Genomic DNA, 25,917 nt, shown 5'->3' on the forward strand with positions numbered 1-25,917 from the left:
TATTATAACTTTCCAAACCAAGAAGTGGGCGTGGTGAAACCGGTAGACACGTCAGAATTAGGATCTGATGCCTATTAGGCGTAAGGGTTCGAATCCCTTCGCCCGCATTAACTATTTTTTTTTGATATTTCTTTTTTTATATCCTATATAAATTTGTCTAGGTCTACCTATGGGGTCTTTATTTAATTTCATTTCTTTCCAATGAGCCATCCATCCTGGTAATCTTCCTAAAGCAAACATAACAGTAAACATTTCTTTTGGAATCCCTATAGCTTGATAAATAATTCCGGAATAAAAATCAATATTAGGATAAAGTTTTTTTTCTAAAAAATAAGAATCCTGAAGAGCTTTTCTTTCAACATCTTTTGCCAATTCTAATATTGGATCAGAAATACCTAATTGTTGAATTACATTTTCAGCTACTTTTTTAGCTATTTTAGCTCTAGGATCAAAATTTTTATAAATTCTATGTCCAAATCCCATGAGTCGAAATGGGTCTTTCTTATTTTTCGCTTTTTCTATCCACTTTTTGATATTTCCTCCACTTTTTAAAATAGCTTCTAACATTTCAATTACAGCTTGATTCGCTCCTCCATGTAATTTTCCCCAAAGAGCACTCATTCCTGCAGATATAGATGCAAATAATCCAGCATGAGCAGAACCTAATAAACGAACGGTAGTTGTAGAGCAATTTTGTTCATGATCTGCATGTAATATTAAAATCTTGTTCAAAGCATCCGAAATAATCGGATTTAGTTCATAAGATTGATTAGGAATAGAAAAAAACATTTTTAACAAATTGGAAGTATAATCAAGATGAGGATCTGCATAAGTAGGAGGTAACCCTATTTTTTTTCTGTAAGTTAAAGCAGCTAATATAGGTAATTTAGCTAACAGATGAAGATATAGATCTTCTTCCCGTAAAGAATTATTTATAAATGCGTCCAAAATATGGGTTAAAAAAGATAAAATTCCCATTGGATGATAAGAATTTGGAATATTATCAAGTATTTTGTTTATTTCCTTATGAATCGAATTAAATTTTTTGATTTTTTCAGAAAAAGATTTTAATTGTGCAGTATTAGGAAGTTCTCCATTTAAAATAAGATAACTTGTTTCTATAAACGAACATTGATTAATAATTTGTTCAATAGGATATCCTCTATATAAAAGTTCTCCTTTTTCTCCATCTATAAAACTAATAGAACTTTTGGTTATTCCTGTATTTTTAAATCCTGGGTCAAATGTAATAAACCCTGTACTTTCTCTTAATTTAGAAATATTAATAGCTTTTTCACAAAAAGTTCCATAAATGACAGGGAGTTTGTAATGATATCCATTGATATTAAAATTTACGACACTGCACATAATAAATAAATTTTATTAAATATATATAATAATATAAATAAAATGTTACTTTCTATATTTTAAAAATCATTTCATCAAATGAAATAAGAGTATCAAATCCCTTATTGGAAAAATAATGTTTCATTCCTTTTCTAGAACTTATCAAAACAAAATCTCCACCCCAAGCACCTAGACTTTTTACGACTCCTAAATAGTCTGGAAAATATATTTCTTTAATAGTAGGAAGATTCAGTATTTTTGATATAATTTTTTCGTGTTTTAATAATAATTCTTCAAATTCTTTTAATGTTTTACAAAAGGGAATTTTTTGAGTAATAGAAGATATGTTCTCTATGTTTTCATGAGAGATATTAGATATAATATTAGAACGAAAATATCGTATCTCATCACAAGTATTTTGTTTTTTATTAAGATGCAGAAAAAACAGTTTATCTTTAAAGGGGGGGTTAAATTCTATGGGAATGATATGAGGTTTTTGATTCCATAGTTTATAAATTATGGGTTTTGAAATAGAAACACAAGCGAGATCATATCCACTACCTGAAAAATTATTTTCTAGTAACATATAAGGATCTATTTTTGCCCATTTTGCTATGTTATTAATTAAAGTAGAACTACTTCCTAATCCCCAATCTATTGGAAATTCCAACTGTGTTTTAACATATATTCCTAATGAATTAGGAAGAAAATCTTTTTGAATTTTTTTAGATTTTAATAACAAATCTCTTAGTTTAAGAGCCGTATTCTTCTCTGTTTCGTAACAAATATCTAAAGAAGGAAGTTGAAATACTCCTTCAAACCAAGGTTGATTGATTTCATCATAACTTTTCCAATGTAAAACAGAAGAAAGATTGTGTCTAAAGATAGTTAATGATTGTCCTTTAATTGTAGGAAGTGCTAAACCACAGGCTCCACAAAGAATACAATATTCTCCTGTTAACAATAGTTTTCCATGACTGTAAAAAAAACGTCTATATCTTCTTCTATATCGATGCATTATGGATTTATATTTTTTATAAAGAATTTTTTGAAATTTTTTTAATTAATCCTTGTAAAATATTTCCTGGACCCATTTCTGTAAATGAAACAGCTCCATGAGCTATCATATTTTTTATAGATTGTTTCCATTTAACTGGAGAAGTCAATTGTTCAACAAGATTTTTTTTTATATCATAAGATTTTATAACAGGTAGAGCAGTTACATTTTGGTATATTGGATATTTAGAATCTTTAAAAAAAATTTGGTTTACAATTTTTTGAAATTTTGTTTGGGCTGGTTTCATAATCGGAGAATGAAAAGCTCCATGAACAGGAAGAATAAATATTTTCTTAGCTCCTATTTTTTTTAGAAAAGAACAAACTCTTCTCAAAGCTTGAATTTCTCCAGAAATTACTAATTGTTCAGGACTATTATAATTAGAAGGAACTACAATTCCATGATCGTTTTTACAAGCGTTTTCTATAATAGAATCTTCCAATCCAAACACAACAGCCATACCTCCATGAGTAGATTCACAAATATTTTGCATTATTGATGCTCTTTGATTTACTAATTTTAATCCATCTTCAAAAGAAAATACATTAATTGCAGCTAAAGCAGAGAATTCACCAAGAGAATGTCCAGCTACCATATCAGGTTCAAAATAATTTGATATTTTTGCTTTTATAACTGAATATATATAAATTGCTAATTGTGTATACTTTGTATTTTTTAAAGTTTCCATGGTTCCTTCAAACATGACAGATGTCATTTTAAACCCTAAAATTTCGTCAGATAATTGAAATAATTTTTTTGCCGAATGAGAATTTTTGTATAAATCTTTTCCCATTCCTAGAAATTGGGACCCTTGACCAGGAAATAAATAAGCTTTCATAAAATATTTTGATTTAAAAATTAAAAATTCATTATTTACATGAAAATTACTGATACTCATACTCATTTATACATGAAAGAATTTGATGAAGATATTAATTTTGTAATACAAAAAGCCTTTCATAAAGGAATAAATAGATTTTTACTTCCTTCTATAGATAGTTCTATTGTTCCTAATATATTAAAATTAGAAAAAAAATATCCTAATATATGTTTTTCCATGATAGGATTGCATCCTAATAAAGTAGATCCATATAGTTTAGAAAAAGAATTGAAAAATATAAAAACATGGTTATATAAACATTCCTTTATTTCTATAGGAGAAATCGGAATGGATTTACTAGAAAAAAAATTCGTTTATGAACAGGAATACGCTTTTCAAACTCAAATACAATGGGCTAAACAAAAAAAAATTCCTATAGTTATACACTGTAGAAAAGCTTTTGATCAAGTTTTTCATATTTTATCAAAAGAAAAAAACTCTTCTCTTCAAGGAGTGTTTCATTGTTTTTCAGGTACTTTAGAACAAGCTCAAAAAATTATTGATTTTGGAATCAAACTAGGTATTGGTGGAATGATCACTTTTAAAAATAATCATATTAGTCAATTTTTACATAAAATAAGTTTGAACCATCTAGTATTAGAAACCGATTCCCCTTATCTTTCTCCACATCCTTTGAGAGGAAAAAGAAATGAGCCCAAAAATTTAAGAATAATTTTAAAAAAACTATCACAAATTTATTCTATGTCAGAAGAAAAAATATCCGAGATCATCTATTGGAATGTAGAAAAATTATTTTTCACACCATTTTAGATGGATTTACAAATTTTTCAAATTCGTCAACAGTTAAATATCCTAATCGAATCGCTTCTTCTTTTAATGTACTATTATTTTCATAAGCATATTTTGCAATTTTTGCTGATTTTTCATATCCAATATGAGTATTTAGTGCTGTAACTAGCATCAAAGACTTATCCAAAAATTCTTTAATTCTTTTATAATTTGGTTTTATTCCCATCACGCAAAAAGAAGAAAAAGAAGTACAAGCATCTGAAAGAAGTTGAGAGGATTGTAAAAAATTATATGCCATTAATGGTTTAGATACATTTAATTCATAATTTCCTGAAGATCCAGCCATAGAAATAGTCATATCATTTCCTATAATTTGAGTACAAACCATAATAATAGACTCGCATTGAGTCGGATTTACTTTTCCAGGCATTATCGAAGATCCAGGTTCATTTTCAGGAATATGTATTTCTCCAATTCCTGAACGTGGACCAGAAGCTAAAAAACGAATATCATTTGATATTTTAATTAAAGAAACAGCTATTTGTTTAATAGCATTATGAGATTCCACTATAGCATCATGAGATGATATTGCTTCAAACTTATTTTGTGCTACTTTAAAAGGGGAACCAGTTAACTTACATATATACTCGGTTATTTTTTTATCATATCCTTTAGGAGCATTCAATCCTGTTCCTACAGCTGTACCTCCTATCGCCAATTCAGAAAGATGATCTAAAGTTTTTTTTATAGCATTTAATCCATGATCTATTTGAGAAACATATCCTGAAAATTCTTGTCCTAAAGTAATAGGAATTGCATCCATAAGATGAGTTCTCCCTATTTTAATAACATCATGAAACAACTTAGATTTTTCTTCCAAAGTTTTTCTTAATTTTTGAATTGAAGGAATCGTTTTTTTTACTAGTTTTTGATAAGAGGCAATATGCATTGCTGTAGAAAAAGTATCATTAGATGATTGAGACATATTTACATCATCATTGGGATGAATAAAAGATTGGTTTTTTCCTAATTTTTTCCCCATCAAAACATGAGCTCTATTAGAAATTACCTCATTGATATTCATATTAGTATGAGTTCCTGAACCAGTTTGCCATATTACTAAAGGAAATTGATCATTTAATTTTTCGTTTATAATTTCATCACAAACTAAGGATATCATATCTTTTTTTTTTTTAGATAAAATCCCAAACTCAAAATTAACATGAGCAGCCGCTTTTTTTAAAAAACCAAATGCATGAATAATTTCTATAGGCATAGAACCTTCTGGGCCGATTTTAAAATTATTTCTAGATCTTTCTGTTTGTGCTCCCCAATATTTATCGAAAGGAACTTTAACGACCCCCAAAGTATCTTTTTCTATTCTATATGTCATTTTCCTATTTTTTTCCGAAATTATAATAATATAATAAAATTAGAACTGATCTCTTCTATGATTATTAAATTTTTAGGATTTTTATTTTTTTTACTTATAACTATATCTGGTTTTTGGTGTATATTTTTTCTATCTTTTTTTAGCATTTATTGGATGATAAGTTTATTATTATTAATGTTTACAACCTATTTTAATAAGCATGATGAAAGAGACAAAATACAAAATCCTAAAAAATAAATATTTTTGGATTAGTATTTTTTTCTTTATATGGATGTCTTTTTTTGATTCTAATTCTTTCATCTTACACTATAAATTTAGAAATAGTATTCGGGAAATGACATCCAATAGAGATTTTTTGAAAAAAAAAATTTTATTAGAAGCGAATAAATTCAAAAAATTGAAAACAGATCCTCTGTATCTTGAGAAATTAGCAAGAGAAAAATTTTACATGAAAAAAGAAAATGAAGATTTGTTTATTGTATCTAAAAAAAATCGAAAAAACAAACTAACGTCCCATATGAATGAGTAAAACACTTAAATCTGAAGGAGAAATTCCACTAATTCTTGAAGCTTGAGCTAATGATATTGGACGATAATAATCTAATTTTTCTTTTGCTTCTGAAGAAAGAGATTTAATTGATTTGTAATCAAAATTATTTGGAATTTTAAGATTTTCCAATTTCAATAGTTTTTTTGCATTTTCTTTTTCTCTATCTATATATCCTTTATATTTGATTCTAATAGAAACTTGTTCCAATATTTCCTGGGAAAAATCATTTTTTTTAATTTCTTCCATTAAAAGTGGAAGAGATATAATATCTTGAATATCAATTTCAGAACGAGATAAAATAGTTCCTATTTTTTTATCATGACATATTGGAGTAGACTTTTTAGCATTTAAAATAGGATTTATAGTCTTCGGATCAAAATTTATATTTTGAAATAAAGACATACATTTTTCTATTTTAGATTTTTTTTGATCTAACATTCTCATTTTTTTTTCTGAAATTAAACCTATATTGTATCCCATATGGGTCAATCTTTCATCAGCATTATCTTGTCGCAATAACATCCTATATTCTGCTCTTGAAGTGAACATTCTATAAGGTTCTTTTGTTCCTTTTGTTACCAAATCATCTATTAAAACTCCAATATAAGCCTGATTTCTTTTGAGAAGGAATGGTTCTTTTTCATGAATTTTTAAATGAACATTAATTCCTGCCATTAATCCTTGTGCCGCCGCTTCTTCATATCCAGTTGTTCCATTAATTTGTCCAGCAAAAAAAAGATTTTCTATAATTTTACTTTCTAAAGTTACCTTTAATTGTTCTGGTGGAAAATAATCATATTCGATAGCATATCCAGGTTTTAATATTTTTACTTTTTCAAACCCTGGAACTAGTTTCAAAGATTGATATTGTATTTTTTCTGGGAAAGAGGTAGAAAAACCATTTACATATACTTCTACAGTATTCCATCCTTCTGGTTCAACAAAAATCGTATGTTCTTTTTTATCTGAAAATCGGAAAACTTTTTCTTCTATAGAAGGGCAATATCTAGGACTGATCCCTTGAATAGATCCTGTATAAATTGGTGAATGACTAAAATTATCTCGTATTAAATCATGTACTTTTTGATTGGTATAAGTAATATAACATTTTTTTTGTTGTTTCAATTTTTTCGGATTATAAAAAAAAGAAAATTTTTTCGGATCTTTATCTCCATTTTGAGATTTCATCTTTTCATAAATTAAAGAACGTCCATCTACTCTTGGCGATGTTCCTGTTTTCATTCTTCCAAATTTAAATCCAAAATTTTTAGTTAACTGTTCCGTGATCCCTCTTACTTCTTGTTCTGCTATTCTACCTCCATTAATTTCTTTTTTTCCAATATGGATTTTTCCATTTAGAAAAGTTCCATTTGTAAGTATTACTGACTTTCCTTTAATTTTTAATCCAAAAATAGTTTGGACCCCTTTCACCTTACCTCCTTCTATTATTAAAGATGTTACTGTATCTTGGTATAGATCTAATTTATAATTTTTTTCTAAAAAATATTTCCAATAATAGGAAAATAATTTTCTATCACATTGAGCTCTAGGACTCCACATAGCAGGGCCTTTAGATTTGTTTAACATTCTAAATTGAATTGTGCTAGAATCTGCAACCATTCCAGAAAATCCACCTAAAGCATCTATTTCTCTAATTATTTGACCTTTTGCAATTCCTCCTACAGCCGGATTACATGACATTTTACCTATAGTTTGCAAGTTAGTGGTAATAAGTAAAGTTTTAGATCCCATATTAGAAGATGCAGAAGCCGCTTCAATGCCAGCATGTCCTCCCCCAACCACAATCACATCATATATATCTAAAAACATGATTTTTTAAAATTGAAATAAATTTAAATAAAACTCTTCTTTTTTTTTCATTATTCTTTTATCTGTATGATTCTGGTCATCATATCCTAAAAGATGTAACACAGCATGGATCATAACACGTTTCAATTCAAACATGAAAAATTGATTCCATCGTTTAGAATTATCATAAATCCGATCTACACTAATAAATACGTCTCCAGAAATGCATTCATTGATAGAATAATTAAATGCAAGTACATCTGTATAAAAATTTTTTTTCAAATACTTTTGATTCAAATCGAAAAGATAATCATCATTACAAAAAATATAGTTTATATTTCCAATATATCTTCCTTCATTATTTAATAATATACAGATTTCTTTAATAAAAAAAGATCCTGTTTTAATAATAGGAAAATCAGAAATTTCATAAAATAATTTAATCATTATAAAATAATATTTTCTATTTTAGAATAATTTTTTTACATATTACACATTTTGATAACGAAAAAAATAATTCCTAATATATTCACTTTATTAAATTTATTTTGTGGATGCATATCTATTATATTTTTGCAATCAAAAAATTTTAATGATTCTGCTATTTATACTTTATTTTCAATAATTTTTGATTTTTTGGATGGTTTTTGTTCTAGATTGATAAAAATAGAAAATCTTTTTGGAAAAGAATTAGATTCTCTAGCAGATATGATTTCTTTTGGAATGGTTCCATCTATAACAGTTTTTTTTTTATTGGAAAACAAAACACCGATTCCATTTATTGAATATTTATCTTTTTTGATTTCCATATTTTCTGCATGTCGTTTAGCTAAATTCAATATTACCCCTTATAAAAATCACATTATAGGACTAACAACACCCGTAAATACCTTATTTTTTTCTTCTCTCTCTCTTATAATTACAAATGATATTGTTTCTTTGATCAACAAAAAAAAAATCATATATCTTATTGTTATGCTTTTTATGATATTCTTATCCTGTTATCTTTTAGTATCTCAGATAACAATGTTTTCTTTTCATTTTAAAAATTTCTCTTGGAAAAAGAATAAAATACGTTATATTTTTTTATTGATTAGTACATTTCTTTTATTAACTTTACAAATAATCGCTTTGCCATGTATTATTATTTTTTATATCATAACCTCAATCTATTTTCATAGATTGAAAAAAATTCATATAAAAACATGAAATTAAAACTTCATCGTCCTATTTGTTTTTTTGATATAGAAGCAACAGGAATCAATATAGGAAAAGACAGAATTATAGAAATATCTATATTAAAAATATTTCCCCATGGAAGTCAAGAAGAGAAAACTTGGTTAATTTATCCTGAAATTCCTATTCCTCCACAATCAACAGCTATTCATGGTATTAAAGATGAAGATGTGGCAGGAAAACTGAAATTTAAAGATGTAGCTTCTTCCATTTTTAAAATGATTGAAAATACAGATTTAGCAGGATATAATTCTAATAGATTTGATATCCCAATTTTAGCAGAAGAGATGCTTCGCGCAGGAATGTCTTTTGATATTAAAAAACATCAAACTATAGATGTTCAAGTTATATTTCATAAAATGGAACCCAGAACCCTTTCTGCTGCTTATAAATACTATTGTAGTAAAGATCTTATGAAAGCTCATAGTTCTAAAGCTGATACATTGGCCACATACGAAATATTGTTAGCACAATTAGAAAAATATAAAAACTTAAAAAAAGATGTAAAAAGTCTAAATCAATTTTCTCATCAAAAAAATATAGCAGATCTTGCTGGATTTGTAAAAATAGATGAACAAGGAGATGAAATATTCAATTTTGGAAAATATAAAGGAGAGAAAGTTTTAGAAATCTTTGAAAGATTTCCAAATTATTATGGATGGATACAAAATTCAGATTTTCCATTATATACAAAAAAAATATTAACAGAAATCAAATTAAAAAAATTTAATAAATAAAAACCTATTCTTGAGTAAGATCCTTCAATTTTTTTGATATAAAATCCATCAAATTTTTTCCATGTAATAAATCTTTGGATAAAAGAGTTAAGTTTAAAGCTTCTTGGATCATTTTTTTTCTTTCTTCTTCCGAAGTTTCTTTTAATATTTTTTTCATAAAAATATGATTTGTATTGACTATCAATTGATAATATTGATCTTTTTCTACTATGTCTTTTCCCATAGTAAAATTCATTTCTTTGATTCTTCTTAAATATTCTGGAATGATAATTAAAAAAGGAGAATCTTTTTTGGACAAATCTTCTAATTGTATGGAAAATTTGTATTTTTCCATGATATAATGCTGAATCGAATTTTTTAAATTTTGTTTTTCTTGTTCAGAAAGCTCTGAATGAGGTTTTTCCTTTTTTTCAAAATTAATTAATTTATCAATATGATCCGAATCTACTCGGACAAAACAGAGATCTTGATAAGACAATTCTAATTTCTGTATTAAATGAACTGAAAGTGGACTATCAAAAATCAAAACTTCGTAGCATCTATCTATAACTTCTTTGATAGAACCATATTGTTTATCTGGGTCTGAAGAATAAAGGAAAACAATTTTTCCTTCTTTATTTTTTTGAGTTTCTTTTATTTTTTCCCTAAATTCTTCCAATGTAAAATAATTCTTGTCTAGAGTAGAAAAAAGAAAAAATTTGATAACTTTATCAAAGAAATTTTGTGTGCTAACCATTCCATATTCTACTATAATTTTGAAATTATTCCATTTTTTTTGAAAATCTTCTCTGTTTTTTCTAAACATAAAATCTAGCTTATCAGCTACTTTTCTTGTTATATATTTAGATATATTTTTAACAGATGTATCAAATTGTAAATGAGAACGTGACACGTTAAGAGGTATATCTTTAGAATCTATAACGCCTCTTAATAAACTAAGAAAATCTGGAACAATTCCCTCTAAGTTATCCGTAATATAAATCTGATTTTGATACAAATGGATTTTATCTTTTTGTATGTCTATTCTTTTTCCTATTCTAGGAAAATATAAAATTCCTGTTAAATGAAAAGGATGATCTATATTTAAATGAATCCAAAATAAAGGTTCTTCTAATTGATTTGGATATAATTCATGATAAAAATCTAAATAATTTTTATCGTCCAACTGAAGTGGATTTTTTTTCCAAGCAGGATTAATATTATTGATAACAATTTCTTTTTCCTCTTTTGATTTCGAGGATAAAGAAATTGTTATAGGCATAAATTTACAGTATTTCTGTAATAACTTTAAAATACGATCATATTCTAAAAATTCTTTACTCTCTTCATCATTCAAATACAGAATAATTTCTGTTCCTCTATCTCTTTTTTCAATCTCTTTCATGATGAAATTTGGATCTCCTTCGCAAGACCAAAATATAGAAGAGGCGTTTTTTTTATAAGATTGAGTTAATATCATAACTTTCTTTGCCACCATAAAAGAAGAATAAAAACCTAATCCAAAATGTCCAATAATATTAGAGGAATCCGTTGTAGATATATTTTTATATTTTTTAATAAACTCTTCAGCTCCAGAAAAAGCGATTTGATTAATATATTTATTCACTTCCTCTTGAGTCATTCCGATTCCATTATCTAGAATATGAAGAGTCTTATTTATTTTATCTATGATAATTTTAACTTTAAAATCATCAATAATATCATACAAATTTTCTAATTTTATTAAAGTTTTTAATTTTACAATAGCATCTATTGCATTAGAAACTAATTCACGTAAGAAAATTTCTTGATTTGAATAAAGAAATTTTTTAATAATAGGAAAAATATTATCTGAAGTAACACTAATTTTATTCATACATATAAAAATTATCATCCCATACATTTCTCTCTAAATATAAATAAGAGACTATGTCAGTTTTATCCTCATTATTCAAAAAAACAATTTACAAATTTTTTTCCATCAAATACTTTTAAATCTTGTATTTTCTCTCCTATTCCCAAATATTGAATAGGAATTTTAAATTGATCCATAATTCCTATTACTACTCCTCCTTTGGCTGTTCCTTCTATTTTCGTTAAAATAATAGAAGAAATTTGAACAAAATAGGTAAATTTTCGAACCTGTTCAAGAGCATTTTGACCAGTTGTTGCATCTAAAATCAGCATAATATCATGAGGAGGTTCAGATGTTATTTTTTTGATGACTCTACTTATTTTAGATAGCTCTTCCATAAGATTAATTCGATTTTGTAATCGACCAGCCGTATCAATTAGAACCACATCTTTTTTTTTGGATTTTGCAGATTGCAAAGTATCATATACTACAGAAGCTGGATCCGCATTCATATGTTGTTTGATTAAAGGAACTCCAGCTTTATTTGCCCAAATTTCAATCTGATCGATAGCAGCAGCTCTAAATGTATCTGCAGCACCTATGATGACATGAAACCCTTTTTTTTTTAGAAAAAAAGCTAACTTTCCAATTGTAGTTGTTTTTCCTACTCCATTCACTCCTACTATCAAGATTACATATGGTTTTTTGTTCTTATTCTTGATTTTTGTTTCTAAACAAACATTTTCAATTTCTATAAGATTTTCAATTTCTTCTTTAAGAAGATTATAAATATCCTGCGAATTTTTATATTTTTCTTTTTGAATTCTTTTTTCTAAATTGTTAATAATTTTTATAGTAGTTTGTGTTCCTATATCTGCAGATAATAATATCTCTTCTATATGATCAAGAATGTCAATATCTATTTTTGATTTTTTCGAAAAAAGATTTTTGATTTTTTCGAAAAAAGATCCTCTAGTTTTTTTTAATTCAAAATTGAATATTTTATTTGTTTCTTTCTTAAAAAACATTATAATTCATTACTTTTCTTAAAAAAAATATTGATTCTTTCATCAGAATAAATCATTTTATTCTCAAAAGTATAACACCCTGTTTTTTTAGATTTAACTATTCTTATGGCTAAAGTCATTTTTTTTGAAATCTTTTTTTTTTGATTATTTCCACCCTTTTTAGACATTGATTGTGAATTTTATTATTTAATTTCCTTATGAATTGTATATTTCCTTAATATTGGATTATATTTTTTTAGTTCAATTCTGTTCGGAGTATTTTTTTTATTTTTTGTTGTTACATATCTAGAACAACCAGAAATTCCAATTTTTCTTTGTTCAGTACATTCTAATATAACTTGTATCCTGTTTCCCCTTTTTCCCATTTTTAATATTTATATTTAAAACGTTTTAAAACTTTTTCTATCCCTATTTTATTGATAAGTTTCACAGTAGAAACGCAAATTCTTAAAGTAATCCACTTTTTTTCTTGTGTTAAAAAAAAACGTTTTTTACATAAATTAATGTTAAATCGACGTTTTTTTTTGTTATTTGCATGAGAAACTCTATTTCCTATCATTGATTTTTTTCCTGTCAATTCACAAATCTTGGACATAATAATTTTTTTCTTTAAATTGTTTAACATTGATAGATAGAATGACAATATAATAAATTTATATAAAAAAATAATATAAAAACATTTCATGTCAGGACACAGCAAATGGTCAAATATACAACATCGAAAATCAAATCAAGATTTCAAAAAATCCAAAAAATTTTCTAAAATTATTAAAGAAATTTCTATAGCTGTAAAAAAATCAGGAACAAATAATTCTCGTTTTAGAAATGCAATTTTAAATGCAAGATCAGTAAATATCCCTAAAAATACCATAGAAAAAGCTATAAAAAAAGCTTTACAAATCAAAACAGATAATTTTAAAGATTTAAATTTAGAAGGACTAATTCATGGAATCAGTATAATTATAGAATGTATGACGAATAAAAATATTAGAACGATTTCCAATATTAGAACACTATTGAATAAAAATGGAGGAAGATTATGTCATAATGGGGAATTAACTCATTTTTTTAAAAAAATGGGTGTTTTTTATATAAAAAAAAAAGACATTCATTCTTCAATAGAAGATTTCGAACTCATGATAATAGATTTTGGAGCTCAAGATTTTAAAATAAATCACGGTATGATTCATTTGTATATAGATTTTGAATCCTTTAAATCTATGAAAAATAATTTGGAAAAATTAAAAATACTTCATGAATATAAAGTGGAACATATTCCCAAACAAATTAAATCCATTTCAGAAGAAAAAAGGAAGAAAGTTTTAAACTTAATTGATAAACTTTATCTGGATGAAGATGTAAAAAATATTTACTCCAATTTATTATGATAATAAAAAATAAAAAGTAAAATGTCCTATCGCATTTCTTGAACAAAAAAAAATGAGGAAAGTCCGGACACCGTAGAGCAGCACAATGGGTAACTCCCATCCATCGTAAGATGAGGAATAGTGCAACAGAAAGAATGTACAGATAATAACATTGCTGTAGTGAAATCATGTAAACTCTGTGTGGTGAAATGCCATGTATACCGGAAAACTAGCTCGGTTGAAACCGGGGGGTAGGCAGATTGAGATCATGGGTAACCTAGATCCTAGATAAATGATAGGTATAAAAACAGAATCCGGCTTACGATTTTACTTTTCATGTGGAGGGAGAGATGGCCGAGAGGATTAAGGCGCACGTCTGGAAAGCGTGTTCACAAAAAAAGTGTCAAGGGTTCGAATCCCTTTCTCTCCGCTTTTATTTATTATTTTCTATAAATTTTCTATATCTTTTAACTTTTTATCTATCAAATTATTTCTAACACCTAACAATCGATCTATATCCTTAGAAGCTCCTTGTAATTTATCTTGAGCTTGATGAAGTAACAATCCAAATTTTTTAAATTCTTGTTTGACTATTTCTAAAATCTTCCACACTTCAGAACTTCTTTTTTGAATAGCTAAAGTTCGAAATCCAATTTGTAAACTATTTAATACAGCAGCTAATGTAGATGGTCCGGCTATCACTGTTTTGTATTTTCTTAACAATTCTTCTAATAAACTAGAATTTTTTATAATTTCAGCATATATTCCTTCAAAGGGTAAGAAAAGAATAGCAAAATCAGTTGTATATGGTGGATCAATATATTTACATTGAATATCTTTTGACATTTTTTTTAGCACAGATTCCATATTTTTTACAGCTATTTCTATATTTTTTTTCCCCCCATTACGATAAGCTTCTTGCACTTTTTCATAAGTTTCTTTTGGAAACTTAACATCAATAGGTAACCATATCATATTTCCGTTTCCAAGTCCTGGAAGTTTAATTGCAAATTCTACTACAAAATTTGTACTAGATTTTGTTACGACATTTGAAGCATATTGTTCTGGAGATAAAATTTGTTGTAAAAGCATTGAAAGCTGCATTTCACTAAAACTTCCACATATTTTGACATGATTTAAGGTTCTTTTTAAAGAACTCACATCTTTTGCTAAAATCTTCATTTCGCCTAACTCTTCTTGTAAAAAGAATAATTGATTTCCAATAATTTCAAATGATTTTCCCAAATGTACATTTAAAGAAGTTTGAAGTTTATTATTGACATTTTCTCTGATTTCTTCCAATTTCTTTTCAAGAATTTGAATAAATTTCTCCTGTGAAGTATAAATAGCATTGAATTTTCTATCTTGATTTTCAATATAAAATTGAAATTTTTTATCAATAGAATCCTGAAAAATTTTCACAGTTTGTATTATACCATTTTTCATGTCAATGAAAGAATCCCCGATTTCACTTCTATTACATTTAGACAATTTTTGAATTTCATCTTGTTGATCTTTAAATTCTTTTCTAAAGAAAAATTCCAATTTTCTAAAAAAATATATGCATATAAAGAAAATAAAAAAATTTAAAAGTATAAATGAATAATACATTCAAAAAATTATGAAGGAAAAATAGCGGGAATAGGACTCGAACCTATGACCTTCGGGTTATGAGCCCGACGAGCTACCAACTGCTCCATCCCGCGATATATAATTGTGTGAATATAATGTTTTTCATTTACAAAATCAAATATTAAATTATTTATCCATTCATAGATATCAAAAATTCTTCATTATTTTGAGTTCTAGACATTCTAGATCTTAAAAATTCCATAGCTTCTACTGGATTCATATCAGAAAGATGTTTTCTCAAAATCCACATTCTCTGTAATGTGTTTGGATCAAGTAAAAGATCATCTTTTCTTGTACTAGAAAAAACAAGATCAATAGCTGGATAAATTCGTTTATTAGCTATTTTTCTATCTAATTGAAGTTCTTTATTTCCTGTACCTTTAAATTCTTCGAAAATTACTTCATCCATTTTTGATCCTGTATCAATCATAGCTGTGGCAATGATTGATAAAGATCCTCCATTTTCTATGTTTCTAGCCGCTCCAAAAAATCTTTTAGGTCTGTGTAATGCGTTTGCATCTACTCCTCCTGATAATACCTTTCCAGATGCAGGAGCAACAGTATTATAGGCACGAGCTAAACGTGTAATAGAATCTAACAATATAACAACGTCATGTGAACATTCTACCATTCTTTTCGCTTTTTGCAAAACAATATTAGCTACTTTAACATGTCTATCTGCTGGTTCATCAAAAGTAGATGCAATTACTTCTCCTCTTACGTTTCTCTGCATATCCGTTACTTCTTCTGGACGTTCATCAATTAATAATATAATTAAATATACTTCAGGATGATTAGCCGCAATAGCATTGGCTATTTCTTTTAACAGAGTAGTTTTTCCTGTTTTAGGAGGAGCAACAATCATTCCTCTTTGCCCTTTTCCTATAGGAGTGAAAAGGTCTACAATTCTTGTAGAAAGAGTCGCATTTTTTTCAGCTAATTTAAATTTTTCATTCGGAAATAATGGAGTCAGATGTTCAAAAGAATCTCTATCCCTAACAAAAGAGGGAGATCTTCCATTAATCTCAAGAATTTTAATGAGAGGAAAATATTTTTCACCATCTTTAGGTGGACGAACTTCTCCTCTTATTGTATCTCCTGTTTTCATTCCAAAAAGTCTGATTTGAGATTGGGAAACGTAAATATCATCAGGAGATGATAAATAATTAAAATCGGAAGATCTCAAAAATCCATAATTTTCTGGCATAATTTCCAATACTCCTTCACTGATTATTATTCCTTCGAATTCGTATTCAGGAGTACGGTATTTATTAGAAGAAATTTTTTGTGATCCTGCTTCTATTCCGTGAGATGATGATATATTTTGAGTTTCATTTTTTTTCCAATTATAAAAATTTTGATGTTTTTTTTGAATTTTTATGGGGTCTTCTGAAAATTTAGAGTTAGAAATTTTTAAATGTTCTTGAGATATTGATTTTTTTCTACCATTTATATTTCTGTTTTCTGCAAATGAATTTCTAGACTCAGTATTTTTCCGCATTTTAAATCCTTTTTTTAAAGGATTCTCCCTTTTTGAATGTTCAGTAGTCTTTTTATTATTAAAAATGGAAATGATTTTTTCTAGGAGTTCGTTTTTTCGTAATTGTGTACATTTTTTCAATCCTGATAAACGAGCAATCTCCTGTAATTCAAAAAGTTTTTTACTTTTTAATTCAGTAATATCAAACATAAAGTAATTGGGTTTTTATATATGCTTGGTAAGTAATATACTTTTTAGTATAATAACTTAGAAACGATAAATGCAATTATACAAAAAATTAATTTGAACTTAAGTAACAAAATAAAAAATTATAAAATAATTTAATATTTATATTATTATGTTATATAGGATACAAACATTATACTTACTTATTTCTATTTTTATTTATTCTATTCTCATATACTTTTTATGTGCTTTAAACAAAAATATAATGGATTTTTTTGAATGGAATTTTTCTTTCAAAAAAACAATTTTGATTTTTCTAATTATATGTTTATTTCTATCCATTTTAAGTTTTTTCCTTTTTCATCAAAAAAAGTTGCAAATATTCTTTAATAAAATTAATATACTTATTAATACAATTCATGAAGGATTTCTTTTTTTTTCATGTTCTCAATGGAATAAATACACATTAATTATGTTTCTTTTTTTTATATTATGTATATGTCTTTTATATCTAACAAATAAAGCTATCAAAAAAGATATAGAATTAATCAATTCTATCAATAGAATCCGATAAATAAATATTTTTGATTCAAAAAAAATTTTTTAAAAAGATTCAAAAAATGAAAAAAACTTCATTACTTCAAAAGTTAGAAGTTTCTAAAAAGGAATTTTTAGAAATTTCTAAATCAATTATACAACCCAATATTATATCTGATCAAAAAAAATACAGAATACTATTAAAAAAATATATGAAATTAGAGAAAATAGTCTTTCTTTATGAGGAGTACAAAAAAAGATTGGCTTCACTTAAAGAAGTGGATTTCATATTAGAAAACGATTCAGATATGGAAATGAAAGAATTAGCTACAACAGAAAAATACAAAATTTTAGAAAATTTATCTTCTATTGAAAAAAAATCTTATAATCTTCTATTTTCTTCAACAAAAGAAGAATCTGAAACAGAAGATGACAGAAAAGCTGTCATCGTAGAACTCCGTTCTGGAACAGGAGGGGATGAAGCATGCATTTTCGTTGAAGATATATTAAGAATGTATACAATGTATTTCAAAAAATCAGGTTGGAAATATAAAATTATACACGCTCAAAAAGGAGGAATCAAAGGGTATAAAGAAATTATTTTAGATCTCAATGGAGAAGAAGGAGTTTATGGTAACTTAAAATTCGAATCTGGAGTACACAGAGTGCAAAGGATTCCAAAAACGGAATCTCAAGGAAGAGTACACACATCTGCTATAACCGTAGCAGTCCTTCCTAAAGTCCAAGATATAGAAGTAAACATTAATTTATCTGATATAAAAAAAGATACTTTTAGATCTAGTGGATCCGGAGGTCAACATGTTAACAAAACAGAATCTGCTGTACGATTAACTCATATTCCAAGTAAAATTACAGTAGAATGTCAAGAAGAACGCTCTCAACATAAGAATTTTGAAAAAGCGATCAGTGTTTTACGATCAAAAATTTATCAAAATGAAAAAGAAAAAAGATTAAGAAAAATATCCATAAAAAGAAAATCTTTAGTTTCTACAGGAGATCGTTCTATAAAAATTAGAACCTATAATTATCCTAAAAATAGAGTTACGGATCACAGAATTCATAAATCTATTTATAATCTTGCAGGATTTATGAATGGAGACATTCAAGAAATGATTAATCTATTAAAATTATTTGAAAATAAATAACATTTTATTAAATACTTTATAATCAAACATCTAAATTTAGATTATCTAAAAAATTCGTATTATAATTTCCTTTTAAAAAATCATTATTTTTCATAAGTTTTCTGAGTAAAGGAAGAGTCGTATGAATTCCTTCTATAACAAATTCATCTAAAGAACGACGCATCTTTTCAATGGTTTCTTTTCTACTTTTTGCTGTGGTAATAATTTTAGCAATCATAGAATCATAATAATGTGTAACAAAATATCCTGCATAAATATGTGTATCAATACGTACGCCTTTTCCTCCAGGTAAATGCATTTGAGTTATTTTTCCAGGAACTGGACGAAAATTTTGATACGGTTCTTCTGCATTAATTCTACATTCTATAGAATACATTTTTTTGGGATAAAAATTTTTTTTTCTAGAAAGTTTTTTTCCATAAGCCAAAAATATCTGTTCTTGAATTAAATCTAACCCGGTTATTTCTTCGGTTATCGTATGTTCCACTTGTATTCTGGGATTCATTTCCATGAAATAAAAATTTTCATTCTGATCTACCAAAAATTCTATAGTTCCTACTCCTTCATAATGAATATATTCAGCGGCTTTTACCGCTTCATTTCCCATTTTTTTTCTAAGAAATGGAGTTAAAAATGGAGAAGGAGCCTCTTCTACCAATTTTTGATTTTTTCTTTGAATGGAACAATCTCTTTCTGACAAATGACATATTTTTCCATATTTATCTCCGATTATTTGGATTTCTATGTGTCTTGGATTCAAGATTAATTTTTCTATATACATATTTTTATTTCTAAAACAAGACCAAGCTTCCTTTTTAGCTTCTTCCCAAGAATTTTTTAAATTCTTTTTATCTAAAACCGATCGGATTCCTTTTCCTCCACCTCCAGAAACAGCTTTAATAATAATGGGGTATCCTATTTCATCTGCTATTTTTTCTATCTTTTGATAAGATGATTCAAAAAAACAGTCAGATCCAGGTAAACAAGAGATGCCAATTTTTTTCATGGTTTTCTTAGCTAGAATTTTATTTCCTATCTGAAGCATATGATTTGGCTTAGCTCCAATAAATTTTATTCCATGTTTTTGACACATAGAAGAAAAATATGCATTTTCAGATAGGAATCCATATCCAGGATGAATTGCGTCTGCGTTTGTAATTTCTGCTGCAGAAATCAAATTTGGAATATTTAAATAAGATTGATATGGAGGAGGAGGGCCTATGCATACAGCTTCATCCGCAAAATAAACATGAAGACTATGTTTGTCTACTGTAGAATAAACAGCTACAGTTTTAATTCCCAATTCTCTAGACGTTCGTATAATTCGTAAAGCAATTTCTCCACGATTAGCTATTAATATTTTCTTAAACATAAAATTTAATAGTTAGGATCTAAAATAAATAAAGCCTGGTCATAATCTACAGGAGAAGCGTCTTCTACTAAAATTTTAATCAATTTACCATTTACTTCAGATTCAATATCATTAAATAATTTCATCGCTTCTATCACACAAACTTTCGTTCCTATTTTTATTTGATCTCCTACTTTTACAAAAGGTTTTTGATCTGGATGAGGCCTTCTATAAAATGTTCCTATCATAGGAGATTTTATGGTTAAATATTGATTTTTGTTTTCTTTTTCTATTTTATAAAATCTATCAGGAAAATCAAAAGAAGTAGAAGAAGAAGATGATGATGAAGACATTTTAGTAGTAGGAGAATCAGGATTCCATGAATCTTTTTCATTTTTTATCAATGTTCTATTTTTTATGTAAATCTCAGTATTTTCTATTTTTATCCTGATTTCATCAATGTTTGAATCAGAAATGAATTGAATCAGGTATTTTATTTTTTTGAAATCCATAATCTTGATGTTTATGAGGTTTCTTTTTCATTTTTACTACGACGATATAGAACAATTTTTCCTCTATAATAAAGTTTGTTTTCATACCAATATGCATGATGATATAAATGTTTTTGATTTGTTAAAGTACATTTTGCTAATAAAGGTTGTTTGATTTTCAAATGACTTCTTCTCTTATCTCTTCTAGATTTAGATTGTCTTCTTTTAGGATGCGCCATAAAAATATTTATTAAATTACTAATTTAGAAATAAAATTAAATGTGTTGAATAATTTTTATATCTTTCATATAGATTATTCATTTATGTATGTTTTTTTATGAATCCATTAACTAAACGTAGTGAAAATTACTCAAAATGGTACAATGAAATAGTTGTTAGATCTGGTTTAGCAGAATTTTCCGGAGTACGTGGATTTATGATTCTAAAACCATATGGTTACTCCTTATGGGATAGAATGAAAACAATATTAGATAAAATGTTAAAATTGACTGGACATCAAAATGTTTATTTTCCTTTACTTATTCCAAAATCTCTTTTTTCAAAAGAAAAAGAACATACTAAAATTTTTTCTGAAGGATGTGCCGTTATTACACATTCTAGATTAATAAAAAAAAATCAAGAAGAGCTTATCGTTGATCCTGATTCTAAGTTACAAGAAGAACTAGTAATTAGACCCACTTCAGAAAGTATAATATGGAAAACTTATAAACGTTGGATTCAATCTTATAGAGATTTACCCATTTTATTTAATCAATGGGGAAATGCATTAAGATGGGAAATGCGAACTCGTTTATTTCTTAGAACTACTGAATTTTTATGGCAAGAGGGACATACGGCTCATTCTACAGAAAAAGAAGCAATAGAAGAAACTATCAAAATATTGAATATTTATACAAATTTTTCCGAAAAATTTATGGCAATACCTGTATTACAAGGAATCAAACCATATATGGATAAATTTTCTGGTTCAGAAAAAACATATTGCATTGAAGCGCTCATGCAAGATGGAAAAGCTTTGCAAATGGGGACTTCACATTTTTTAGGACAAAATTTTTCGAAAGCTTTTGATGTGACATTTACTAATTTTAACGGAGAAAAAGAATATGTATGGTCTACTTCTTGGGGTGTATCTACCAGACTAATCGGGGGACTAATCATGTCTCATTCTGATGATAAAGGACTCATTTTACCTCCAAAAATAGCTCCTATCCAAGTTGTTATAATTCCAATATGTTATAAAAAACAACATCCTCCTACTAGTATTCATGAAATATCCATAAAAATTCTAAATTCTTTAGAAAAAAAAGGAATAAGAGTCAAATATGATGATAAAACGATATGGACTCCTGGATGGAAATTTCATGAATATGAAATGAAAGGGATTCCTATTCGAATCAGTATCGGAAAAAATGAAATCCAAAATGAAAAAGTAGAAATTTTTAGAAGAGATACATGTGAAAAAATATATATCTCTTGGATAAATTTAAAAAATTCAATTCCAAAATTGCTAGATGAAATACAAAAAAATATTTATAAAAAAGCAGTTCAAAGAACTCAAAAATTAATCCTAAAATCAGATCATTACAATGATTTTAAACATAAAATAAATCATTCAGGAGGTTTTATTTTTGCTCATTGGGATGGAACAAAAAATACAGGTAAAAAAATTCAAGAAGAAACAGAAGCAACCATCCGTTGTATTCCTATCTCTAATGAGAAAGAAAAAGGAAAATGCATTTATTCTGGAAAACCTTCTTTACAAAGGGTTATTTTTTCTAAATCTTATTAAATGTTTTTTAGTTTTCCTTTGAAACTATTTAAAGACGAATAATTTTTTTTTTCTAAAATCAAAGTTAATTCCTTTTTCAATCTTTCAAACACTGAAATTCCCTCTTTTAGAAATTGTGTTCCAATTTGAACAGCAGAAGCTCCACATAATATGTGTTCAAAAATGTCTTTTCCAGAAGAAATTCCTCCACATCCTATTATAGAAATATCTTTTCGAAGATAAGTATAAAATTTATGAACATTGGCTAATGCAAATGGCTTGATTATAGCCCCACCTATTCCTCCAAATCCTTTTTTGGGTCGTATTACGACTGACTCTTTATTTGCATCAATAAAGAGACCATTAGGTAAACTATTAATACAAGTAATAAAAAAAATAGGAAATTGATTTAAAATCAAAGCTATATTTTTAATATGTACATCTTGAAAATAAGGAGGAAGTTTAATTCCTAAAGGTTTTTTATTAAATTTAAATATGTTTTCTATGAAATTTGATATTTTATCAAAATTATATCCGAACATCTCTTCTTTTCCAAGAAGATTCGGACAAGATAAGTTTAATTCTATAGCAGTTACTTTTGATGATCGATTTGCTTCTTGAATGAGAAAATAATTTTCTTCTGTGGATAATCCGGATATAGAAAGAAAAATAGGTTTATTGATTTTTTTTTTCTCTAAAAAATCTAAATAAAAATGAATTCCAAGATTAGGTAATCCCATAGAATTTATGCTTCCTATATTCCATTCAAAATATCTAGGTAAAACATTTCCTTTTCTTGGTTGAGAGGTACAACTTTTTGTAACAACTCCACCAGAAGAACTATTTAATAAATTGGATAGTTCTTGATCTGTAGAACAAAGAACTCCTGAAGCATTCATGATGCATAATGGAAGTTGAATTCCATTTATACTAGCAGTAGTATCTATTTTTTTCATAATCATATGAACCAATTGTAATAATATCCAAGTATAAAATTTTTTTAACTTTACTAAAACAGTTTTTTATGGAAGAAAAAGAACAATTTTTTTTAGAAATTTATAATTTAGGAATCATAAAATTTGGAAATTTTACACTGAAAAGTGGAATGAATTCTCCTATATATATAGATTTTCGTCCAATAGCTTCTAGACCAGATTTATTAATCAAGTTATCGGATTTACTTATTCATGAGGTTCCATCTTATGATTTCGAACTAATTTGTGGAGTACCATATGCGGCTTTGCCTATAGCTACTACTTTATCTTTAAGATCCAAAATTCCGCTAATTATTAAAAGAAAAGAAAATAAAGGATATGGAACAGAACGAATGATTGAAGGGATATATAAAATAGGACAAAATTGCCTGATTATAGAAGATGTTATTACAAGTGGAGATAGTTTATTAAAAACTATAATAGACCTTGAGAAAGAAGGATTAATAATTAAAAATATTATGTCCATTCTCGATAGAGAACAAGGAGGAATCGAAAATATAAAAAAAAAAGGATATAAAATCCGAACTTTATTTCGAATAAGAGAAGTTTTCAAAATATTAAAAAAAAAAATTTTTTTAAAGGAAAAAGAAAGACATCTGATTCAATTCTTTTTAAGAAAAAATAATATAAAAAATATTCAAAATAAACGGATTTCTTATGAAGAAAAAAAAGAAAAAATTTTTCATCCTATAGGAAAAAAACTTATAGATATTACGTTAAAAAAAAAAACAAACTTAATAGTTTCTGCTGATCTAATAGATACTAAAAAGATTTTAAAATTGATCAGTTTAATTGGAGATATAATTTGTGGATTAAAACTTCATGTAGATATTATAAATGATTTTTCATATTCATTTATAAATTATCTTAAAAAAATTTCTATAGAAAAAAAATTCTTATTATTAGAAGATAGAAAATTATGTGATGTTAGTCCTACTAATTGTCTTCAATTGCATTACGGAATACACAAAATTTCTTCTTGGGCAGATATTGTTACGGCTCATGTACTTGCTGGAAGTATGAGTATTCAAAACTTGAACCTTCCTTCTAATATGGGATTGATTACAATATCTGAAATGTCTTCTTATGGAGGATTGTATGATGATAATTACATAAGAAAAGCACTAAATATTTCTTTAAAAAATCCAAAAGTTATTGGAACTGTAGCACAAAGAAAAGTGGATGATAGATTACTATTATTTACACCTGGTATTCATTTTTATGAAAATGAAAATAATCTAGGAAATAGATACATTCACCCTGTTCAAGCTTTTGAAAAAAATGGAAGTGATTTTATTATTGTAGGAAAAGCTATTTTTCAATCTGAAAATCCAAAAATAACAGCAGAAGAATATAGAAATGCAGGATGGAAAGCTTATGAAAATGGACTTTAAATAATTCATTTTATTTCATGGACATGAGATGAGTTTTTTTTTCAAAAATTAATGATACTGATGATATTTTTATTTAATTTGTACAAAGGTAGTCATATTTAAAAAAAATTGTTTTGTAATCATAAAAAATTTGAAACAAGGTTAAAAAATTTTTTAAATAAATTTTTAATATGGAATGGGTCAATTCATTAATTAGTTGTTTTATGATACTTTTTAGCATTATAGATATATTAGGTAATGCTCCTATCATTATGGGATTTAAATCAAAGGGAAACATTATAGACACCAAAAAAGTTATAATTACTTCTCTTGTAATATTTTTATCATTTCTTTTTTTAGGACAACCTATGCTTAAAATCATTGGAGTGGATATCCATTCTTTTTCTGTAGCGGGATCTATAGTGTTGTTTTTTATTGGATTAGAAATGATATTAGGGATAGATCTCCATAAGGTTACGGAAAATGCTCAAACTTCTATTGTCCCAATTGCCTTTCCTCTTATAGCTGGTCCTGGATCTTTAACCACTTTAATTTCATTAAGATCAACTTATGACGTAAATATTATTCTTTTATCTCTTATTTTGAATATGATAGTTGTTTATTTTGTAATAGATAAATGTGATTTTATAGCCGAAAAAATAGGAAATAATGGATTGGATGTTTTAAAGAAAATATTTGGAATTGTTTTATTAGCTTTTGCGGTAAAAATTTTTGGAGCCAATGCTCGTCAGTTATTTCAACAATGATTTTTTATTATTTTATTGAAAATTTTTATAACAGATTCATTTACATTTCTAAATTCAGGTAAATAAAAAGCTTTATAAATCAAAATTATGTGATAATAATTTTGATTTATAACATATTTTTCAATCATTGATTTGTTTAACAAAAAAGAAGCTTTCAATAAA

Annotated in this window: 29 protein-coding genes, 3 tRNA genes and 1 other RNA gene; 13 read left to right on the plus strand and 20 right to left on the minus strand. The window is 26.6% G+C overall.

Annotated features, from left to right (window positions below):
• Positions 1-24: 24 nt before the first annotated feature.
• Positions 25-107, plus strand: a tRNA-Leu gene (locus BPAA_RS00480).
• 4 nt (positions 108-111) lie between these two features.
• On the opposite strand, the gene BPAA_RS00485 is transcribed toward BPAA_RS00480, so the two are convergent.
• From BPAA_RS00485 to fabD, 3 genes are read right to left on the minus strand one after another with little or no spacing between them, the layout of a single operon-like run.
• Positions 112-1,368 (minus strand): citrate synthase, encoded by a 1,257-nt coding sequence (locus tag BPAA_RS00485; protein ID WP_015429719.1) that lies wholly within the window; start codon positions 1,366-1,368, stop codon positions 112-114.
• Between the two features lie 52 nt (positions 1,369-1,420).
• Positions 1,421-2,365, minus strand: coding sequence for a GYDIA family GHMP kinase (locus BPAA_RS00490; RefSeq protein ID WP_015429720.1), 945 nt, complete (start codon positions 2,363-2,365; stop codon positions 1,421-1,423).
• 16 nt (positions 2,366-2,381) lie between these two features.
• The gene (gene fabD, locus BPAA_RS00495) at positions 2,382-3,242 is read right to left on the minus strand and encodes an ACP S-malonyltransferase (protein WP_041178691.1); all 861 of its coding nucleotides are present in this window, start codon (positions 3,240-3,242) and stop codon (positions 2,382-2,384) included.
• 39 nt (positions 3,243-3,281) lie between these two features.
• Between fabD and BPAA_RS00500 the strand changes: the two genes are divergently transcribed.
• A complete protein-coding gene (locus BPAA_RS00500; protein ID WP_015429722.1) occupies positions 3,282-4,055 on the plus strand; it encodes a TatD family hydrolase in 774 nt (257 codons plus the stop codon).
• Here the strand turns inward: BPAA_RS00500 and fumC are convergent.
• Both fumC and BPAA_RS03175 read right to left on the minus strand, forming a co-directional pair.
• A complete protein-coding gene (gene fumC, locus BPAA_RS00505; protein WP_015429723.1) occupies positions 4,042-5,427 on the minus strand; it encodes a class II fumarate hydratase in 1,386 nt (461 codons plus the stop codon). The genes BPAA_RS00500 and fumC overlap by 14 nt on opposite strands.
• 20 nt (positions 5,428-5,447) lie before the next feature.
• Positions 5,448-5,573 carry a hypothetical protein gene (locus BPAA_RS03175; protein WP_023469907.1) on the minus strand — a complete coding sequence of 42 codons (126 nt, stop codon included), beginning with the start codon at positions 5,571-5,573 and terminating at the stop codon, positions 5,448-5,450.
• A 53-nt stretch (positions 5,574-5,626) separates the two neighbouring features.
• On the opposite strand from BPAA_RS03175, the gene BPAA_RS00510 reads away from it, so the two are divergent.
• Positions 5,627-5,956, plus strand: a complete 330-nt coding sequence (locus BPAA_RS00510; RefSeq protein ID WP_023469908.1) for an FtsB family cell division protein — start codon at positions 5,627-5,629, stop codon at positions 5,954-5,956.
• On the opposite strand, the gene mnmG is transcribed toward BPAA_RS00510, so the two are convergent.
• Positions 5,933-7,807, minus strand: coding sequence for a tRNA uridine-5-carboxymethylaminomethyl(34) synthesis enzyme MnmG (mnmG, locus tag BPAA_RS00515; RefSeq protein ID WP_015429725.1), 1,875 nt, complete (start codon positions 7,805-7,807; stop codon positions 5,933-5,935). The genes BPAA_RS00510 and mnmG overlap by 24 nt on opposite strands.
• Before the next feature lie 6 nt (positions 7,808-7,813).
• Entirely contained in the window at positions 7,814-8,233 is a 420-nt protein-coding gene (gene ybeY, locus BPAA_RS00520; protein ID WP_015429726.1) for an rRNA maturation RNase YbeY, read from the minus strand.
• A gap of 126 nt (positions 8,234-8,359) precedes the next feature.
• On the opposite strand from ybeY, the gene BPAA_RS00525 reads away from it, so the two are divergent.
• Together BPAA_RS00525 and BPAA_RS00530 are read left to right on the plus strand one after the other, a co-directional pair.
• A complete protein-coding gene (locus BPAA_RS00525; protein ID WP_231840114.1) occupies positions 8,360-8,995 on the plus strand; it encodes a CDP-alcohol phosphatidyltransferase family protein in 636 nt (211 codons plus the stop codon).
• A complete protein-coding gene (locus BPAA_RS00530) occupies positions 8,992-9,759 on the plus strand; it encodes a 3'-5' exonuclease (protein WP_015429728.1) in 768 nt (255 codons plus the stop codon). The genes BPAA_RS00525 and BPAA_RS00530 overlap by 4 nt, the downstream gene beginning before the upstream one ends.
• Before the next feature lie 4 nt (positions 9,760-9,763).
• Here the strand turns inward: BPAA_RS00530 and htpG are convergent, their stop codons facing one another.
• From htpG to rpmB, 5 genes are all read right to left on the minus strand, one after another.
• Positions 9,764-11,614: a molecular chaperone HtpG gene (gene htpG, locus BPAA_RS00535; RefSeq protein WP_041178658.1), complete on the minus strand. Its 1,851-nt coding sequence runs from the start codon at positions 11,612-11,614 to the stop codon at positions 9,764-9,766.
• Positions 11,615-11,685: 71 nt separating this feature from the next.
• Positions 11,686-12,621, minus strand: coding sequence for a signal recognition particle-docking protein FtsY (gene ftsY / locus BPAA_RS00540; protein ID WP_015429730.1), 936 nt, complete (start codon positions 12,619-12,621; stop codon positions 11,686-11,688).
• Positions 12,621-12,788 carry a DUF4295 family protein gene (locus tag BPAA_RS03130; RefSeq protein WP_015429731.1) on the minus strand — a complete coding sequence of 56 codons (168 nt, stop codon included), beginning with the start codon at positions 12,786-12,788 and terminating at the stop codon, positions 12,621-12,623. The genes ftsY and BPAA_RS03130 overlap by 1 nt, the downstream gene beginning before the upstream one ends.
• 15 nt (positions 12,789-12,803) lie before the next feature.
• Positions 12,804-12,986, minus strand: a complete 183-nt coding sequence (rpmG, locus tag BPAA_RS00545; protein ID WP_015429732.1) for a 50S ribosomal protein L33 — start codon at positions 12,984-12,986, stop codon at positions 12,804-12,806.
• Positions 12,987-12,988: 2 nt separating this feature from the next.
• Positions 12,989-13,216, minus strand: coding sequence for a 50S ribosomal protein L28 (rpmB, locus tag BPAA_RS00550; RefSeq protein WP_023469910.1), 228 nt, complete (start codon positions 13,214-13,216; stop codon positions 12,989-12,991).
• Between the two features lie 88 nt (positions 13,217-13,304).
• On the opposite strand from rpmB, the gene BPAA_RS00555 reads away from it, so the two are divergent.
• The 3 genes from BPAA_RS00555 to BPAA_RS00560 all read left to right on the plus strand — a co-directional run bounded on the left by BPAA_RS00555 (position 13,305) and on the right by BPAA_RS00560 (position 14,418).
• Complete coding sequence (locus BPAA_RS00555) at positions 13,305-14,009, plus strand: YebC/PmpR family DNA-binding transcriptional regulator (protein WP_015429734.1); 705 nt, start codon at positions 13,305-13,307, stop codon at positions 14,007-14,009.
• Positions 14,010-14,022: 13 nt separating this feature from the next.
• Positions 14,023-14,326: RNase P RNA component class A (rnpB, locus tag BPAA_RS03100), an RNA gene on the plus strand.
• A gap of 6 nt (positions 14,327-14,332) precedes the next feature.
• Positions 14,333-14,418 (plus strand) — tRNA-Ser (locus BPAA_RS00560).
• A 17-nt stretch (positions 14,419-14,435) separates the two neighbouring features.
• Here BPAA_RS00560 and BPAA_RS00565 read toward each other — a convergent pair.
• The 3 genes from BPAA_RS00565 to rho form a co-directional block, all read right to left on the minus strand.
• Positions 14,436-15,533 carry a DNA recombination protein RmuC gene (locus BPAA_RS00565; protein WP_015429735.1) on the minus strand — a complete coding sequence of 366 codons (1,098 nt, stop codon included), beginning with the start codon at positions 15,531-15,533 and terminating at the stop codon, positions 14,436-14,438.
• An 88-nt stretch (positions 15,534-15,621) separates the two neighbouring features.
• Positions 15,622-15,694, minus strand: a tRNA-Met gene (locus tag BPAA_RS00570).
• Between the two features lie 56 nt (positions 15,695-15,750).
• Positions 15,751-17,310 carry a transcription termination factor Rho gene (rho, locus tag BPAA_RS00575; protein WP_015429736.1) on the minus strand — a complete coding sequence of 520 codons (1,560 nt, stop codon included), beginning with the start codon at positions 17,308-17,310 and terminating at the stop codon, positions 15,751-15,753.
• Between the two features lie 148 nt (positions 17,311-17,458).
• Between rho and BPAA_RS00580 the strand changes: the two genes are divergently transcribed.
• Both BPAA_RS00580 and prfA read left to right on the plus strand, forming a co-directional pair.
• Positions 17,459-17,860, plus strand: a complete 402-nt coding sequence (locus BPAA_RS00580; protein ID WP_015429737.1) for a DUF4293 family protein — start codon at positions 17,459-17,461, stop codon at positions 17,858-17,860.
• Between the two features lie 46 nt (positions 17,861-17,906).
• Entirely contained in the window at positions 17,907-18,989 is a 1,083-nt protein-coding gene (gene prfA, locus BPAA_RS00585; protein ID WP_041178692.1) for a peptide chain release factor 1, read from the plus strand.
• A gap of 22 nt (positions 18,990-19,011) precedes the next feature.
• Here prfA and accC read toward each other — a convergent pair whose 3' ends face one another.
• Genes accC through rpmF form a run of 3 tightly spaced genes read right to left on the minus strand, consistent with a single transcriptional unit; the run spans position 19,012 to position 21,070 of the window.
• Entirely contained in the window at positions 19,012-20,361 is a 1,350-nt protein-coding gene (accC, locus tag BPAA_RS00590; protein ID WP_015429739.1) for an acetyl-CoA carboxylase biotin carboxylase subunit, read from the minus strand.
• Between the two features lie 5 nt (positions 20,362-20,366).
• Positions 20,367-20,852, minus strand: coding sequence for an acetyl-CoA carboxylase biotin carboxyl carrier protein (accB, locus tag BPAA_RS00595; RefSeq protein WP_015429740.1), 486 nt, complete (start codon positions 20,850-20,852; stop codon positions 20,367-20,369).
• Positions 20,853-20,863: 11 nt separating this feature from the next.
• Positions 20,864-21,070 carry a 50S ribosomal protein L32 gene (gene rpmF / locus BPAA_RS00600; RefSeq protein ID WP_015429741.1) on the minus strand — a complete coding sequence of 69 codons (207 nt, stop codon included), beginning with the start codon at positions 21,068-21,070 and terminating at the stop codon, positions 20,864-20,866.
• 98 nt (positions 21,071-21,168) lie between these two features.
• Between rpmF and proS the strand changes: the two genes are divergently transcribed.
• Positions 21,169-22,641 carry a proline--tRNA ligase gene (proS, locus tag BPAA_RS00605; RefSeq protein ID WP_015429742.1) on the plus strand — a complete coding sequence of 491 codons (1,473 nt, stop codon included), beginning with the start codon at positions 21,169-21,171 and terminating at the stop codon, positions 22,639-22,641.
• Here proS and BPAA_RS00610 read toward each other — a convergent pair.
• A complete protein-coding gene (locus BPAA_RS00610) occupies positions 22,638-23,582 on the minus strand; it encodes a dihydroorotate oxidase (RefSeq protein ID WP_015429743.1) in 945 nt (314 codons plus the stop codon). The genes proS and BPAA_RS00610 overlap by 4 nt on opposite strands.
• 62 nt (positions 23,583-23,644) lie before the next feature.
• Here BPAA_RS00610 and pyrF point away from each other — a divergent pair, with 62 nt between their 5' ends.
• Both pyrF and BPAA_RS00620 read left to right on the plus strand, forming a co-directional pair.
• On the plus strand, positions 23,645-25,009 hold the full coding sequence (gene pyrF / locus BPAA_RS00615; protein WP_015429744.1) for an orotidine-5'-phosphate decarboxylase: 1,365 nt from the start codon (positions 23,645-23,647) through the stop codon (positions 25,007-25,009).
• A 170-nt stretch (positions 25,010-25,179) separates the two neighbouring features.
• Positions 25,180-25,755, plus strand: coding sequence for a MarC family protein (locus BPAA_RS00620; protein WP_015429745.1), 576 nt, complete (start codon positions 25,180-25,182; stop codon positions 25,753-25,755).
• Here BPAA_RS00620 and BPAA_RS03185 read toward each other — a convergent pair.
• Entirely contained in the window at positions 25,746-25,913 is a 168-nt protein-coding gene (locus tag BPAA_RS03185) for a hypothetical protein (protein ID WP_023469912.1), read from the minus strand. The two genes, BPAA_RS00620 and BPAA_RS03185, sit on opposite strands and share 10 nt — an antisense overlap.
• Between the last annotated feature and the right edge of the window lie 4 nt (positions 25,914-25,917).

The organism is Blattabacterium cuenoti BPAA, from assembly GCF_000348805.1.
In the GTDB taxonomy this organism is placed as follows: domain Bacteria; phylum Bacteroidota; class Bacteroidia; order Flavobacteriales; family Blattabacteriaceae; genus Blattabacterium; species Blattabacterium cuenoti_B.